Source organism: Mucilaginibacter sp., assembly GCF_028288205.1.
Lineage (GTDB): Bacteria > Bacteroidota > Bacteroidia > Sphingobacteriales > Sphingobacteriaceae > Mucilaginibacter.
In genome coordinates, this window is sequence record NZ_JAQBOD010000012.1 from 33,127 (window position 1) to 47,668 (window position 14,542).

The window sequence follows — 14,542 nt, forward strand, 5'->3', positions numbered from 1 at the left end:
ATAAAGCGTCATTGCGAGGAACGAAGCAATGACGGTCGCTTATCAACCCATGTTAGCAAAAAGAATTATCCCCTGCCTTGACGTTAAAGACGGTCGTACTGTAAAAGGTGTGAACTTTGTGGACCTGCGCGATGCCGGCGACCCTGTTGAACTGGCCTGGAACTATTCTCGCCAGGGAGCTGATGAATTGGTGTTTTTAGATATAACAGCCACACATGAGCGCCGTAAAACAATGGTTGAGCTGGTAAAATCCGTTGCCCGGCAAATCAATATACCGTTTACAATTGGTGGTGGCATTAATGAAATTGCTGATGCGGATGCTTTATTAAATGCAGGCGCCGATAAAATATCTATCAACTCTGCAGCAGTACGTAATCCTGCTTTGATTGACGAATTGGCAAAAGCTTTTGGAGTACAGTTTGTGGTAATAGCGGTTGATACCCGGTTAAATGATGGAATTAATACCGTACACTTAAATGGTGGCCGCATACCTACCGAAAAAGAAACCTTAAGCTGGATATTAGAAGCCGAAAGCCGTGGCGCAGGCGAAATATTGCTAACATCCATGGATCATGACGGAACTAAAGGCGGCTTTGATAATTTGTTATTGAAAAAGGTGAATGATGCCGTAAACATTCCGGTAATTGCCTCAGGCGGTGCCGGTTCTGTACAGCATTTTGTTGATGTATTTGAACAAACCAATGTTGATGCGGCTTTGGCAGCGTCGGTTTTTCATTACGGTGAAATATTAATACCTGACTTAAAGGCAATTTTAAGAGACAGGAATATTGAAATAAGATAAATACAATACCCACTGTCATTGTCGAACGATAGTGAGAAATCTTATACTTCATATCGTCCCGCGTTGCAGGGCGTATAAGATTTCTCCTTTTACCTCGTTGGAATGACATTATATATAAAAAATGAATATAGATTTTAATAAAACAGACGGACTGGTTCCGGTTGTAATACAGGACGAACAAACGCTGGAAGTACTGATGCTTGGTTACATGAACCAGGAAGCATACGATAAAACAGTACAGGAAAATATCGTCACCTTTTTTTCGCGCTCAAAAAATAGTTTATGGACAAAAGGCGAAACCAGCAATAACTTTCTGCATGTTAAAAACATTCATTTAGATTGTGATAATGATACCTTGCTGATAAAAGTTAAAGCCGATGGCCCAACCTGTCATACGGGCGACCGCAGTTGTTTTAAAACCGACTATAATCATAATTTTATATTGCAGTTGGAGCAGATAATTGCTGATCGTTATGAAAATCCGCAGGAAGGGTCGTATGTAAATAAACTGCATATAAAAGGTTTAAATAAAATAGCACAAAAAGTTGGTGAAGAAGCTGTTGAAACCGTTATTGCCGCTTTAGCCGAGACCGAAACCGATCTTATCAATGAAGCATCAGACCTTGTTTTTCACCTGTTGGTATTGCTTAAAGAAAAAGGCCTTGATCTGGGTAAGATAGCTAAGAATTTAGAAGAAAGACATAAATAAAGTTCATAGTCGATAGTCAATAGCCTATCGTGCTTAATTCTATGGTCTATCGACTATAGACCATGTACTCAAACAATGATCACTGTAGAAAAAACAGCGGAACTTACCGGACATAGCAACCCAATATTCGCACTTACACTTTCACAAAAACCGGGTATATTATTTACAGGCGGTAATGACAAAGGTGTGGTTGAATGGAGCTTAAAAACAAACTCTTTCATCAAAGTAATGTTCCCGGTGGCTACTTCGGTTTATGCTATCCATTGCCCTGAAGACTATCCTTTAATGATAACCGGGTTGCGTAGTGGTGAAGTGATGGTGTTTGATTTTATAAAACAGCAGTTACTCCCGTCGCTTAAACATCATCGTAAACCTATATTTGATATTAAATCTGTCAATACAAAGAAAGAATTGCTGGTTGCATCAGAAGATGGCACAGTGTCTATTTGGAGTTTGGATACCTTACAATTAGTGCATACCATTAAAGTCTCTAATGATACCATTCGCTGTATAAGTATTTCGCCCGATGAAAAGCAGGTGGCATTTGGTTGCCGCGATAGCGAAATAAAAATATATGATTTGGATGATTACACCCTCGTAGGTACATTGAAAGGCCATACAATGGCAGTTTTCTCCTTACAATATTCGCCTGACGGAAGTTATCTGGTATCAGGATCGCGCGATGCACAAGTTAAAATTTGGGATACAAATACATTTGAACTGAAAGAAAATATATCTGCACATTTATTTGCTATTAATCATATAGCCTTTCACCCTACTCGGCCCTATTTTGCTACAGCCAGTATGGATAAAAGCATAAAGCTTTGGGGGGCTGATGACTTTAAATTATATAAGATCATCAGTCGTGAAAAAGGATTTGATACACACCGCTTATCAGTCAATAAAATTGCATGGAATGACCACCAATTACTATCAACCGGTGATGATAAAAAAATAATCCTGTGGGATATTAAATTCGATTAAATTACCCTGCGGATGCTATGCAGCTTATGCGTATAGCGCTGTAATTCTTCAGAATAAATACCCTTTTCATCAATAATATCAATCTTAACCTTTCCTGATGCATGGATTATATGCTCCCTGTTAAGCAGCATGCCAACATGGGTTACTTTACCTTCGGCATTACCAAAAAACGCCAGGTCGCCTATATGGGCATCTGACAAAGAATTTACCGGCGTGCCTTGTTGTGCCTGCATGCTGGCATCACGTTTTAGTTGTACACCCTTTAGCTTAAATACTGCTTGCACAAATCCAGAGCAATCTATACCAAAATGGGTGCGCCCACCCCATAAATAAGGAACATTTAAAAAAGTTTTGGCAACCAGATCAATATTTTCATTCTCACCTATTTGCCCAATTATTTCAAATTTTTCTTTATCAAAATAACAGGAGGTTCCATTTAAAAAAGCAAGGGAGCTTCCAACGGGTAAATACAATACACTATTGTTTTTAATTTTCCATGCTTGTGTTGTAGCACGATAAGTTAATCTTGGGGGTGTTTCTTGTAATTGCTGATAAGCCATATGGCCCAGCATAATAAATTGCAAACGGCTTACCCAGCCTTTATATTTATCGGTTAAGGTAATAATTTGCGCCCAACCCTCCTTCCACTCTAAAATTTCGAACGCCTCACCAAATAAAACCTGCGATATCATCTCGCTTCGCTCGCTTGGCTCAGCACGCATAGGTATAACCGCTAAATTGCAAATTCCGTATTCCATTTATGAAAAGATTTGCGTGCTTGTACGTTAACTCAATTTTAAATGTTTCAACAACAAAAAAGGGAATACATGATGATGCATTCCCTATATAATTAAAATATTTTCACGCTTATTCATTCATGTGTAACCAGTCCTTCTTGGCCAGCAACTCTTCGCGGGTTTCACGTACATTTTCGTCATCCACACAACAATCAACAGGGCAAACCGCGGCACATTGCGGTTCATCATGAAAACCAACACACTCTGTACATTTATCCGGAACTATATAATAGATATCATCAGATAAAGCTGCCTGTGTTTCTTCGGCATTTAAAGTAACACCATCGCCAAAATCAATAACACCCTTTAAGCCCGTACCGTCCGAAAAACGCCAGGCGGCACCTGCATCATAAATAGCATTATTGGGGCACTCCGGTTCGCAAGCTCCGCAGTTTATGCATTCATCGGTGATTATAATCGCCATATTTTTTAAATAATCTTATATTCTCAATTACCTTTGCCAATTACAAAGTGTGCAAATATAAACAAAAAAAGAATTTCAGTGTTTGAATACTTACCATATATATGTCAAAATTCAATATAAAAGAACTTATTAATACATTTTCTCAACTTGGGCAACAATTATCTGCCCCCGATGAAGAATTAGCAGAACTCATCAATAACGAGCATAGATATAATGCCTGGTTTACGCCGGCAAGTGTAGAAAGGGCAGTAAAAGCTATAGGCCAAATGCTTAATGAGGCTGAACTTACTACCTGGCTCAGTAATTATGAGCTGACTAAAAATACATCCTCAAAAAAAATCGGGCTGATATTGGCCGGTAACATTCCGCTGGTTGGTTTTCATGATGTTCTCTGCGTATTAATAACAGGTAATCACGCATTGATCAAAGCGTCGGTACAGGATGCACGGCTAATAAAACATGTTTTAGAAAAACTGGTGGCTATTGATGGTCGCTTTAGTGATCAATTTAGCTTTGTTGAGCGCCTGGCAGACTTTGACGCCGTAATTGCCACAGGAAGCAATAACTCATCACGCTATTTTGAGTATTATTTTGGTAAAGTACCAAATATCATCCGCAAAAATCGCAATAGTTTAGCTGTAATTACCGGCGATGAAACCCAAGAGCAGTTATATAACCTGGGCCATGACATTTTTGACTACTATGGGCTGGGATGTCGTAACGTATCTAAAATTCTGATCCCTAAGGATTATAATTTAGCTACTTTCTTTGAGGCGATAGAGCTTTACTATCCAATAATCAATCATCATAAATACAATAACAATTATGATTATAATAAATCTATCTACCTGGTAAACAGCGACAAGCATTTAGACAATGGTTTTTTATTGGTCAAGGAGGATGAGCGCTTTGTTTCGCCGCTGGCAGTGCTGTATTATAGTTATTATGACGACTTGCAGGCCGCAGAAGAATTAATAAAAACAGAGAACGAAAATATTCAATGTGTAGTAAGTTCGGTACCGTTAAAAATAAAAAGCCAGGTGGTAAATTTTGGCATGAGCCAGCAACCGCAATTATGGGATTATGCAGATGGTATTGATACGATGGATTTCTTGGCAAATCTTCATACATTTGAGGCTGAAAGGTAAAAGGCAAAAGGTAAAAAGGTACTTGTAATACCTTTTTACCTTTAACCTTTCGCCTTTAACCTTTTAAACATGTATATTATAAAAGTTAAAGGCGTTGCCAAAATACCAGATTATGTACAGCTTAGAGATGACCAATTTACATTATTGGCCTATTTTAGGGTTGACAGGCCCGAAAAATCATTAGATAAAGTGGGATTAAGCCATAAAACCGAATATATAATGAATATTATTAAGGACCTCCCCTTTGGGCAGATCTTAAAATTAGAACTATAGAAAAATGATAGGAAACTCTATTATCAAGCTGGATAATGTTGATGTTTTTCAACAAAAGCATCTGGTATTATCAAACGTTAACCTGCATATAGATAAAGGTGATTTTGTGTGGCTTATTGGCCAAACCGGCTCAGGAAAAAGCAGCTTACTTAAAATTATTTATGGCGATTTGCAAGTTACCGTTGGCGAGGGCCATGCCTGCGGATACGATTTGCATAAAATAGCCGACAAGGATGTACCTTACCTGCGCCGCAAGCTGGGCATAGTTTTCCAGGATTTTCAATTATTAACAGATCGTTCTGTTGAGCAAAACCTGCAATTTGTAATGCGCGCAACCGGTTGGACAGATGCCCAGTTAATTGCCGACCGCACACTTGATGTATTAGAAAAAGTAGGCTTACGTTCTAAACTAAAAAAAATGCCGCATGAACTATCAGGCGGCGAGCAGCAACGCGTAGTAATTGCCCGGGCTTTATTAAATAATCCCGAAATAATTTTAGCGGACGAACCAACCGGTAACCTTGACCCGGATACTTCAGAAGAGATTGTTTTGTTATTGAAACAGATCAGTCAATCAGGCACTGCTGTGGTTATTGCTACACATGATTATCACATTATCCGCACCTTCCCCTCACGAATTATTAAGTGCGAAAACGGGAAGGTTTTGGAGGATGTCCAATTGGCGTAATGTCTGAACCGCTGATTTAATGATTGTGCCGATTTCGCTGAATACAATTGTAAAACTGACAATCAGCGACATTCATTCATTCAAAAAATCAACGGTGTACTGCCATTCCTACCCAAAAAATAAATCCCGCCGACAGCTTGTCAGTTTTACACTAATGGCAAGATACTTGATTGGCACTATTTAGCTATGAATTTTAACGACATGTTGAAGAAAAAAAAGACTGACGCTTCAGAAACACCTGAAGTTTTGAATGAGAATATTGAAAACAATTCTGAGGAATTAATACCGACTGAATCGGTAAGTGAGCAACCTGCCGAAACGCTTTTGAAAGAAGAATTATCATTGGCAAATGATAAATATTTACGCCTGTATGCTGAGTTTGATAACTTTAGGCGCCGTACTACAAAAGAACGTATAGAGCTATTGCAAACTGCCGGTAAGGAAGTGATTGTATCCTTAATACCTGTATTAGATGATTTTGAGCGTGCTGTCAAGTCGATGGAAAACGCTACTGACATTAATGCAGTTAAAGAAGGCGTTATTTTAGTTCAAAATAAATTAAACAATATTCTTACTCAAAAAGGTTTAAAGCCAATGGAATCAATTGGGCAACCGTTTGATGCCGACCTGCATGAGGCCATTACCAATATCCCTGCTCCTACTGATGACATGAAAGGTAAAGTTATTGACGAAATGGAAAAAGGCTATTATCTTAACGATAAAGTTATACGCTTTGCTAAAGTAATTGTAGGAGCGTAAGTATAAGGATTGAATTATAGAATGAGTGAATTAGTGAATGTTAACTACATCATTATCACTCATTCTTTATTATATAAATGACAATTGCAATTAGTAATTGAGCGAAGAGAATATTAAACCCATTCACTCTCTCACTAATTTATTCATTAAAATACATATGTCTAAAAGAGATTATTACGATGTACTGGGCGTTGCAAAAGGTGCCGATGCGGATGAGATAAAGAAAGCTTATCGTAAAATGGCTATTAAATATCACCCGGATAAAAACGAGGGTGATAAAGAAGCCGAAGAAAAATTTAAAGAAGCAGCCGAAGCGTACGAAGTTTTAAGTAATACCGAAAAGCGCCAGCGTTATAACCAGTTTGGCCATGCAGCAAACGCGCAATCTGCCAATGGTGGCGGCTATGGCGGCGGCGGTATGAATATGGAAGACATATTTAGCCAGTTTGGTGATATTTTTGGCGGCGGCAGCCCGTTCGAAGGATTTTTTGGCGGTGGTGGCGGCAGGCAAAGTGGCGGCCGTCGTGTTGCCCGGGGCAGTAACCTGCGTATTAAAGTAAGATTAACGCTCGAAGAAATTGCCAACGGTACCGAAAAGAAAATAAAAGTAAATAAACAAATACATTGTAAAACCTGCGATGGCACCGGTGCAAAAGATAAATCATCTTTTCAAACTTGTAAAACTTGTGGCGGCCAGGGAGCAGTGAGGCGGGTGACCAATACCATATTGGGGCAAATGCAAACTACCAGCACCTGCCCTACCTGTAATGGCGAAGGCTCTATAATTACCTCGAAATGTACAGTTTGCCATGGCGATGGCGTTGTGCGCGGCGAAGAAACCATTAGCATTAACGTACCTGCAGGTGTTAGCGAAGGTATGCAATTAAGCATGAGCGGTAAAGGCAACGCGGCTCCAAGGGGCGGTGTGCCGGGAGATCTGATTATACTTATTGAAGAGATACCTCACGAAACTTTAAAACGCGATGGCAGCAATGTTATCTATGATTTGCATATCACCTTTATTGATGCAGCTTTAGGCACCAGTATTGAAATACCAACCATTGATGGTAAAGCTAAGATCAAAATAGATCCGGGAACACAGGGCGGTAAAATATTGCGCCTTAAAGGTAAGGGTGTACCGGAAGTAAACTCATACCACCGTGGCGACCAATTGATACATATCAATATTTGGACACCAAAGGCGTTAAGCAACGAAGAACGTGCCTTATTAGAAAAATTACAAAATTCGCCAAACTTTAAACCCAATCCGGGTAAAAACGAAAAAAGTTTCTTTGAACGGATGAAAGAATATTTTGAATAAGAGGTAAAAGGTTAAAACCGAAAGGTTTATAAAGCTCAGGATCGTTATGATTTTGAGCTTTTTGCTTTTAAATACTTTTTATTTGATTGCGGTAAAACTTTAATCCTATTTTTATCTTTATTACTTCAGCTTGGTTAACCATATGGATGATAAAAAACCACCCCGTATAATTTCTAAAAACCAACGTGTTGGCGTAATGGACCTCGGCACCAACACTTTTCATTTATTAATTGCCGGGGGTACAGCATCTCAGTACCGGGAAATAGTTCATAAGCATGAATCTGTAAAATTGGGCGAAGGTGGTATTAATAAAGGCATCATCCAACCGGCAGCTTATGAGCGTGGCATTAATACCATGCAGAAATTTCATCAGGATATCGCAGATCAGGGAGTAAAAGAAGTTAGGGCAATAGCCACCTCAGCTTTGCGCGGCGCATCAAACGGCAAGCAATTTATTGATGAGGTAGAAGCAAAGACCGGCATCTGCATAGAAACAATTGATGGCGAACAGGAAGCTGAATATATTTATAAAGGCGTAAAATTAGCCGGCGGCCTGTCCAATCAAACTTCGTTAATAATGGATATCGGTGGTGGCAGTGTAGAGTTTATCTTAGGCAATGAGCAGAGTATTCTTTGGAAACAAAGTTTCGAGATTGGTGCCGCTCGGCTTATGGATAAATTTCATCAAATTGACCCTATCCCTGCAGAATCAATTGCCGCTTTGAACCATTATTTGGAAGAACAACTGGTAAATTTATTCGCCGCAGCATCAAAATATCCGGTAAGTGTACTTATTGGCTCGTCGGGTGCATTTGAAACCTTTGCTGAAGTTATAGAATTACAAAAAGGAAATCCTTTCGATCTTAAAAAAATAAAAAATTATACTTTTCAAAAAACAGATCTTATAGCTGTTATTGATAAACTTATTACCTTATCACATCAGGAACGTGTACATACAAAAGGCATCATCCCCATACGTATTGACATGATCGTAGTGGCCTCATTAATTACCCGGTTTGTTATGCAAAAATTGGGTATTGATAATGTGTGCATGTCTACTAATTCTTTAAAAGAAGGTGTATTGGCAGAGATGCTGGGATAAGCCCAACCCTTCCCGGGTGACATTATTGATCCTTTATCAACAAACGTCAACAGTTATTACATTAAAAAAGGTGAATGTGGTGTTTCACAAAAATAATGAAACACATGAAACACTCTTTTAGGTTAACCTATTGATATATAACATTTTGACAAAATGAGTGAAACACTTTGAAACAGTACAAAAGCTTTAGGTAAAATAGTATAAATAGCTTATAATAAGAATTTTATGCTGTTTTATCGATTTTTGAAAAAATAGGATGAAACACCTGATGTGAAACACTTTTTTTTATGTATCGTCCTGACCCGTCCTAAAAAAAGTTTACAAGTGGGGTCAGGTAGGGTCAGGTAGGTCAGGTTAGGTATGCTCGCTTTTCATGGGCTATTACCAGGGCAATCGCTTTTAAAATTGACTGTACCAAACAGATCATTTACCCATAATGGCGATTTTTGGGCTAAAGCCGGTGCTAATTCTTTTACCGGCCCGTCACATAAATGTAACGGCAATGATAGCAAAATAGTCTTTCATTGCCGTTGGCTTCAGCCAACGGGCTAAGATTATAATTATAGACGGGCTTTAGCCAAAACCGGTACTTATATTTTGGAGCTATGCCTGCCTGCAATTTTAAAAGCGATTGCCCTGGGCTATTACTATTTAGAGAACGCCAATTATACTTTTTTTGTATATTGCTATCCTTAACTGATACACATGAAATTAAAATTTACCCTCCTGGGCCTTGCCCTGTTTTTAGCTATTGCCTCACGGGCGCAAAGAAAACCTCGCAATACCGGTAACGATACCATAAGTTCAAATTACGTTCCTTCTAACTTATTTTCGCCATCATTTTATACAGAAAAAGGGAATGAGTTCCATTCTGTTAATGGCGAGCCGGGTTCAAAATACTGGCAAAACCGGGTTGATTATAAGCTACAAGCCAGCATTGATACCATTACCAAAGTTTTAAGCGCTGATGAAAACATCACGTATACCAACAACAGCCCCGATGCTTTGCAATATCTATGGCTGCAAATGGATCAAAACACCTATAAAAAAGATGCCCGTTCTAATTTTGTAACCGGCTTTCAGCCACGGGCTAATCAACATACCAACGGCTACCAGATCGAATCGGTTTACCTGGTGCAAAATGGCAAAACCGAGAAAGCCAATTATATAATTAACGATACCCGCATGCAAATACGGCTGCCAAAAGCATTAACAGCTCATGGCGGAAAGATAAATGTGTTGATTAAATATCATTATACCATACCGGGCGACTTTGGTGGCCGAACAGATTATGCCACAACCAAAAACGGAAAGATCTATGAAATTGCACAATGGTTCCCCCGGATGTGTGTTTATGATGATTCGCAGGGCTGGGATACGCTGCCATTTTTGGGTGCGGGCGAGTTTTACTTCGAATACGGCGATATTGATTATAGTGTAACTGTGCCCTGGGACGTGATAGTAGCCGGATCGGGCGAGTTGGTTAACCCGACCGAAGTATTAACAGCTAAACAGATCAGCCGGTTGGCACAGGCACGTAATAGTGATAAAACTATTATGATAAGAACACAGGCAGAAGTAAACGATCCATCTTCCCGTCCGGTTCATAAAGGAACGCTTACCTGGCATTTTAAAATGTTTAACACGCGCGATGTTGCTTTTGGCGCATCTAAGGCCTATATCTGGGACGCTGCAAGGGTTAACCTGCCGGGCGGTAAAAAATCAATGGCTATGTCTGTTTATCCTGTTGAAAGTGCCGGTAAAGACAAATGGGACAGGGCCACAGAGCATTTAAAACATTCAATAGAATATTTCTCAGAAAAATGGTTTACCTACCCTTACCCTGTTGCTATTAATGAAGCCGGTATTGCCGGTGGTATGGAATATCCGGGAATTATTTTTGATGGTATTGACGATAGCGGAAAAGAGCTATTCTGGATAACCGCGCATGAGATAGGCCATAATTGGTTCCCGATGATAGTTGGGTCGGATGAGCGCCGGTATGGCTGGATGGATGAAGGTTTTAATACATTTATTGATGTATATGCTTCTGACATAGTAAATCATGGGGAGTTTGCTCCCAAACGCGATGGCGAATATGCGCCCAAAGGCGGTAACCCGGCCGATGAGATCATCCCTACCATACTTGACCCTGATGCGGTTACCATAATGACAGCAGCTGATGCCACGCCTGAAAAATACCGCCATACTATCGTTTACTTTAAAGCCGCGTTTGGACTGATATTATTACGTGAGCAAATTTTAGGTAAAGACAGGTTTGATTATGCGTTTAAAAACTATATCCATAAATGGGCCTATAAACATCCGCAGCCAAATGATTTCTTCAGATCGATGGAGAATGGCGCTGGTGAGGACCTGTCATGGTTCTGGAAGGGCTGGTACTATAACAATTACAAGCTCGACCTTGCCCTGATAAGCGCAAAATATGTGAATGGCGACGCTAAAAACGGCATCCAGGTAATTGTAGCCAACAAGGAACCAATGGCCATGCCTTTTACTGTTGAAGTAAAACTAAAAAACGGCAGCAAACAGCGCATGTATTTACCGGTTGAAACCTGGATACAAAATAAAGCTACCACATTTACTATAGCAACTACTACCGAAGCAGAATCTGTAACCATTGATCCGGATAATGCTTTGCCTGATATTAACAGAGGGAATAATAGTTTGAAGGTGAAGTAATGCATTCCTCGCGCGCGTCATTGCGAGAAACGAAGCAATCTCTGCATTTGCAAGTCAATAGAAAGATGTTGTTTTGAGACTATGATCGATAATGTTGTCTTTAAGAAAGGCCCTTGTCTGATTGATTAGCGTGCTTAGAGATTGCTTCGTTTCTCGCAATGACGCGAAGTTTTTTGTTTTATAATCTTACCAACGCCTGGTGCAACTTCTCTGTAGGTAAACCAACCACATTGGTATAAGAACCATTTATCTTAACAATACCGGTTACCCCTACCCACTCCTGTATGCCATACGAGCCTGCTTTATCCATAGGCTTATATTTGGTTACATAGTTGGTGATCTCATCGGCTGTAAGCGTACGGAAGGTAACATCAGACACATCATAAAAACTATGGTACTGATGTTTATAAAACAAACAAACCCCGGTAATAACCTGGTGTACTTTGCCCGATAGCAGTTGAAGCATTTCGATAGCGTGCTCTTCCGTTTCGGGCTTACCTAAAATATGGCCGTCAATACTTACAATGGTATCTGCAGTAAGTACCACTTCATTGCCAACAATTTCATCAAATGCAGCAGCCTTTTTTTGGGCGATGTAAACGGCGATCTCCTCGGGCATTAAATTATCGGGGTATGATTCATCCACCTCTTTCAGCACAATGCGGAAATCAAGATCCATTAGTTTTAACAGTTCTTGCCTGCGTGGCGATTTAGAGGCTAATATTATGGGCGGAAATTTATTCATTTTTACTTTTAGTAGTTGCGCAATAAAGATAATGGTTTCATTAAGATGGTGAAACAGGGCGAAAACTCAAATTTTAAAAAAAATCAAGAAAAAAATTGCGAAACCGAAAAGTTGCACATATATTTGCAACCGATTGGTTTCTTAAATTAACCGTCAGAACAAATGAGAAGAGATATTTTCCAGGCAATTGCAGACCCGACAAGGAGGGCAATCATAACCTTAATTGCATTGCAGGCTATGACTCCTAATGCCCTTGCCGAACATTTCGATACAACCCGGCAAGCGGTTTCTAAACATCTACGCATTTTGACAGAGTGCGAACTGATTAAACAAGAACACAAAGGCAGAGAAATTTATTACCTACTTGAAATAGACAAAATGAAAGAAATTGACAAATGGATTGAGCAGTTCCGCAAAATTTGGGAGACCCGTTTCAACCAACTCGACGATTTATTATCAACAATTAAAAAACAGAAAAAATGAAAAACAATTTGCTATTTGATTTTACCGTTGACAAAACAACCAAAACGGTATTCGTAAACAGAGAATTTGCTGCCGGCCTGCCGCTGGTATGGGACGCTTTTACCAAACAAGAAATTCTTGACCAATGGTGGGCACCTAAACCCTGGCTGGCAAAAACAAAGATTATGAATTTTGAAGTTGGCGGCCGAAGATTTTATGCAATGGTAAGCCCGGAAGGACAAGAGCATTGGTCAATTCAGAAATATACTTCAATTAGTCCAATTACCAATTTCAAAATGTGGAATGCTTTTGCTGACAAAGATGAAAACCCTGAATTGCCAGGCTCTGATTGGGATTTTACCTTCAGCGAACAAAACGGAACGACAAAAGTCAGTATTACTATTTACAATGAATCCCTTGCCCGTATGGAAAAGATGATTGAAATGGGCTTCCAGGGAGGATTTACTATGGGCTTACAACAGTTGGACGAACTACTATTAACATTAAAGAATAAGTAAGTATAACGACCAAAAAATACAAGCAGCGTAAACAATAATTGTTAATAAATGGTTGAAGTATTTAAAACAAATGTTCAGAAAAAGGCACAAAGCAAAATGCTGCTTTGTGTTTTGTCTGAAGCATTCCCATTGTTTAAAATCAATTTCGACCTTGAAGATTGTGATAAGGTGCTTAGAGTGGACGGAGACAATATAGAGGCGTTAAACGTGATGATACTTGTAAAGCAGCATGGCTTTAAGTGTGAGGTGTTAGATTAACAGCAGTGCGGCGTCAGCACTATAATCACTGACGACATACACATGAGAAAAATAATTGTGTTAGAATTTATTTCATTAGATGGAGTAATGCAAGCACCCGGCGGACCTGAGGAAGACACATCAGGCGGTTTCAAATATGGCGGTTGGAGCGCACCGTATGATGACGAAGTTTCTGGTAAGGCCATGCAAAAACAGATGGAACCTGCAGATATTCTCCTGGGCAGAAAAACATTTGAGATTTTTGCCGACTTCTGGCCGAAACATGCGGACCATTGGCCAGGCATCAATGATGTCACAAAATATGTCCTATCCAACACCATGAAAAAGTCAGATTGGAAAAACACAGTGTTCCTCGAAAGTGTGGCAGATATCGAAAAGCTCAAAAATTCGGAAGGATCCGACATCAAAGTTTGGGGCAGCGGCGAGCTTGTTCAGCTACTACTGAAGCATGATCTGGTGGATGAACTCTGGCTCAAAATTTACCCGGTAACTCTTGGTCAGGGGAAGAAAATATTTGACAATGGCACCATTCCGGCAGCATTTACAGTAACAGAAAGTGCTGTTACACCAAGCGGAGTTATCTTTATTAATTACAAACGAGCCGGAGAAGTTAAGACAGGCACTATTGGAGCTTAAGAGAATAGCTAAAACAATTTTCAGGAGACTTTGGCCATTCACGATTTCCCAAATATGAGTTCTTAATACGAGGCATCATTTGAAAAAAAATTAAAAAAGCAGTTAAAAGCAAGCGAAAAAGTTAGTTTTTTGTTCCTTTCAAAATGAGCGAAGGCATCAGCTGGTTAACTTTAAGATTGCGGCGATTATATAATTTTAGTCCCTAACATAATG

General features: G+C 39.6%; 17 protein-coding genes. 14 read left to right on the forward strand and 3 right to left on the reverse strand.

The window, feature by feature from the left end; genetic code table 11:
* The first annotated feature begins 49 nt into the window (after positions 1–49).
* From hisF to JWR23_RS03065, 3 genes are all read left to right on the forward strand, one after another.
* On the forward strand, positions 50–802 hold the full coding sequence (gene hisF / locus JWR23_RS03055) for an imidazole glycerol phosphate synthase subunit HisF (RefSeq protein ID WP_299512830.1): 753 nt from the start codon (positions 50–52) through the stop codon (positions 800–802).
* A gap of 121 nt (positions 803–923) precedes the next feature.
* Entirely contained in the window at positions 924–1,511 is a 588-nt protein-coding gene (gene hisIE, locus JWR23_RS03060; RefSeq protein ID WP_299512832.1) for a bifunctional phosphoribosyl-AMP cyclohydrolase/phosphoribosyl-ATP diphosphatase HisIE, read from the forward strand.
* A gap of 75 nt (positions 1,512–1,586) precedes the next feature.
* Positions 1,587–2,495, forward strand: a complete 909-nt coding sequence (locus JWR23_RS03065) for a WD40 repeat domain-containing protein (protein WP_299512835.1) — start codon at positions 1,587–1,589, stop codon at positions 2,493–2,495.
* Here JWR23_RS03065 and JWR23_RS03070 read toward each other — a convergent pair.
* Both JWR23_RS03070 and JWR23_RS03075 read right to left on the reverse strand, forming a co-directional pair.
* Positions 2,492–3,253 carry an NlpC/P60 family protein gene (locus tag JWR23_RS03070; RefSeq protein ID WP_299512838.1) on the reverse strand — a complete coding sequence of 254 codons (762 nt, stop codon included), beginning with the start codon at positions 3,251–3,253 and terminating at the stop codon, positions 2,492–2,494. The genes JWR23_RS03065 and JWR23_RS03070 overlap by 4 nt on opposite strands.
* A 109-nt stretch (positions 3,254–3,362) precedes the next feature.
* A complete protein-coding gene (locus JWR23_RS03075) occupies positions 3,363–3,716 on the reverse strand; it encodes a 4Fe-4S dicluster domain-containing protein (RefSeq protein WP_230548106.1) in 354 nt (117 codons plus the stop codon).
* A gap of 101 nt (positions 3,717–3,817) precedes the next feature.
* On the opposite strand from JWR23_RS03075, the gene JWR23_RS03080 reads away from it, so the two are divergent.
* From JWR23_RS03080 to JWR23_RS03110, 7 genes are all read left to right on the forward strand, one after another.
* Positions 3,818–4,864: an acyl-CoA reductase gene (locus JWR23_RS03080; protein ID WP_299512841.1), complete on the forward strand. Its 1,047-nt coding sequence runs from the start codon at positions 3,818–3,820 to the stop codon at positions 4,862–4,864.
* A 69-nt stretch (positions 4,865–4,933) separates the two neighbouring features.
* Complete coding sequence (locus tag JWR23_RS03085; RefSeq protein WP_299512844.1) at positions 4,934–5,137, forward strand: fructose-6-phosphate aldolase; 204 nt, start codon at positions 4,934–4,936, stop codon at positions 5,135–5,137.
* 4 nt (positions 5,138–5,141) lie between these two features.
* Positions 5,142–5,825, forward strand: a complete 684-nt coding sequence (locus JWR23_RS03090; protein ID WP_299512846.1) for a cell division ATP-binding protein FtsE — start codon at positions 5,142–5,144, stop codon at positions 5,823–5,825.
* Between the two features lie 201 nt (positions 5,826–6,026).
* The gene (locus JWR23_RS03095; RefSeq protein WP_299513019.1) at positions 6,027–6,584 is read left to right on the forward strand and encodes a nucleotide exchange factor GrpE; all 558 of its coding nucleotides are present in this window, start codon (positions 6,027–6,029) and stop codon (positions 6,582–6,584) included.
* Between the two features lie 157 nt (positions 6,585–6,741).
* Positions 6,742–7,905, forward strand: coding sequence for a molecular chaperone DnaJ (gene dnaJ, locus JWR23_RS03100; protein ID WP_299512849.1), 1,164 nt, complete (start codon positions 6,742–6,744; stop codon positions 7,903–7,905).
* A 142-nt stretch (positions 7,906–8,047) separates the two neighbouring features.
* Complete coding sequence (locus tag JWR23_RS03105) at positions 8,048–9,007, forward strand: exopolyphosphatase (RefSeq protein WP_299512852.1); 960 nt, start codon at positions 8,048–8,050, stop codon at positions 9,005–9,007.
* A 705-nt stretch (positions 9,008–9,712) separates the two neighbouring features.
* Positions 9,713–11,710 carry a M1 family metallopeptidase gene (locus JWR23_RS03110; RefSeq protein ID WP_299512855.1) on the forward strand — a complete coding sequence of 666 codons (1,998 nt, stop codon included), beginning with the start codon at positions 9,713–9,715 and terminating at the stop codon, positions 11,708–11,710.
* A 178-nt stretch (positions 11,711–11,888) separates the two neighbouring features.
* On the opposite strand, the gene JWR23_RS03115 is transcribed toward JWR23_RS03110, so the two are convergent.
* Positions 11,889–12,455, reverse strand: coding sequence for a Maf family nucleotide pyrophosphatase (locus tag JWR23_RS03115; protein WP_299512858.1), 567 nt, complete (start codon positions 12,453–12,455; stop codon positions 11,889–11,891).
* A gap of 162 nt (positions 12,456–12,617) precedes the next feature.
* Between JWR23_RS03115 and JWR23_RS03120 the strand changes: the two genes are divergently transcribed.
* Genes JWR23_RS03120 through JWR23_RS03135 form a run of 4 tightly spaced genes read left to right on the forward strand, consistent with a single transcriptional unit; the run spans position 12,618 to position 14,329 of the window.
* Complete coding sequence (locus JWR23_RS03120; protein ID WP_299512861.1) at positions 12,618–12,938, forward strand: helix-turn-helix transcriptional regulator; 321 nt, start codon at positions 12,618–12,620, stop codon at positions 12,936–12,938.
* Positions 12,935–13,435, forward strand: coding sequence for an SRPBCC domain-containing protein (locus JWR23_RS03125; RefSeq protein WP_299512865.1), 501 nt, complete (start codon positions 12,935–12,937; stop codon positions 13,433–13,435). The genes JWR23_RS03120 and JWR23_RS03125 overlap by 4 nt, the downstream gene beginning before the upstream one ends.
* Before the next feature lie 48 nt (positions 13,436–13,483).
* The gene (locus JWR23_RS03130; RefSeq protein ID WP_299512868.1) at positions 13,484–13,693 is read left to right on the forward strand and encodes a hypothetical protein; all 210 of its coding nucleotides are present in this window, start codon (positions 13,484–13,486) and stop codon (positions 13,691–13,693) included.
* Between the two features lie 42 nt (positions 13,694–13,735).
* On the forward strand, positions 13,736–14,329 hold the full coding sequence (locus JWR23_RS03135; RefSeq protein ID WP_299512869.1) for a dihydrofolate reductase family protein: 594 nt from the start codon (positions 13,736–13,738) through the stop codon (positions 14,327–14,329).
* Positions 14,330–14,542 lie beyond the last annotated feature (213 nt).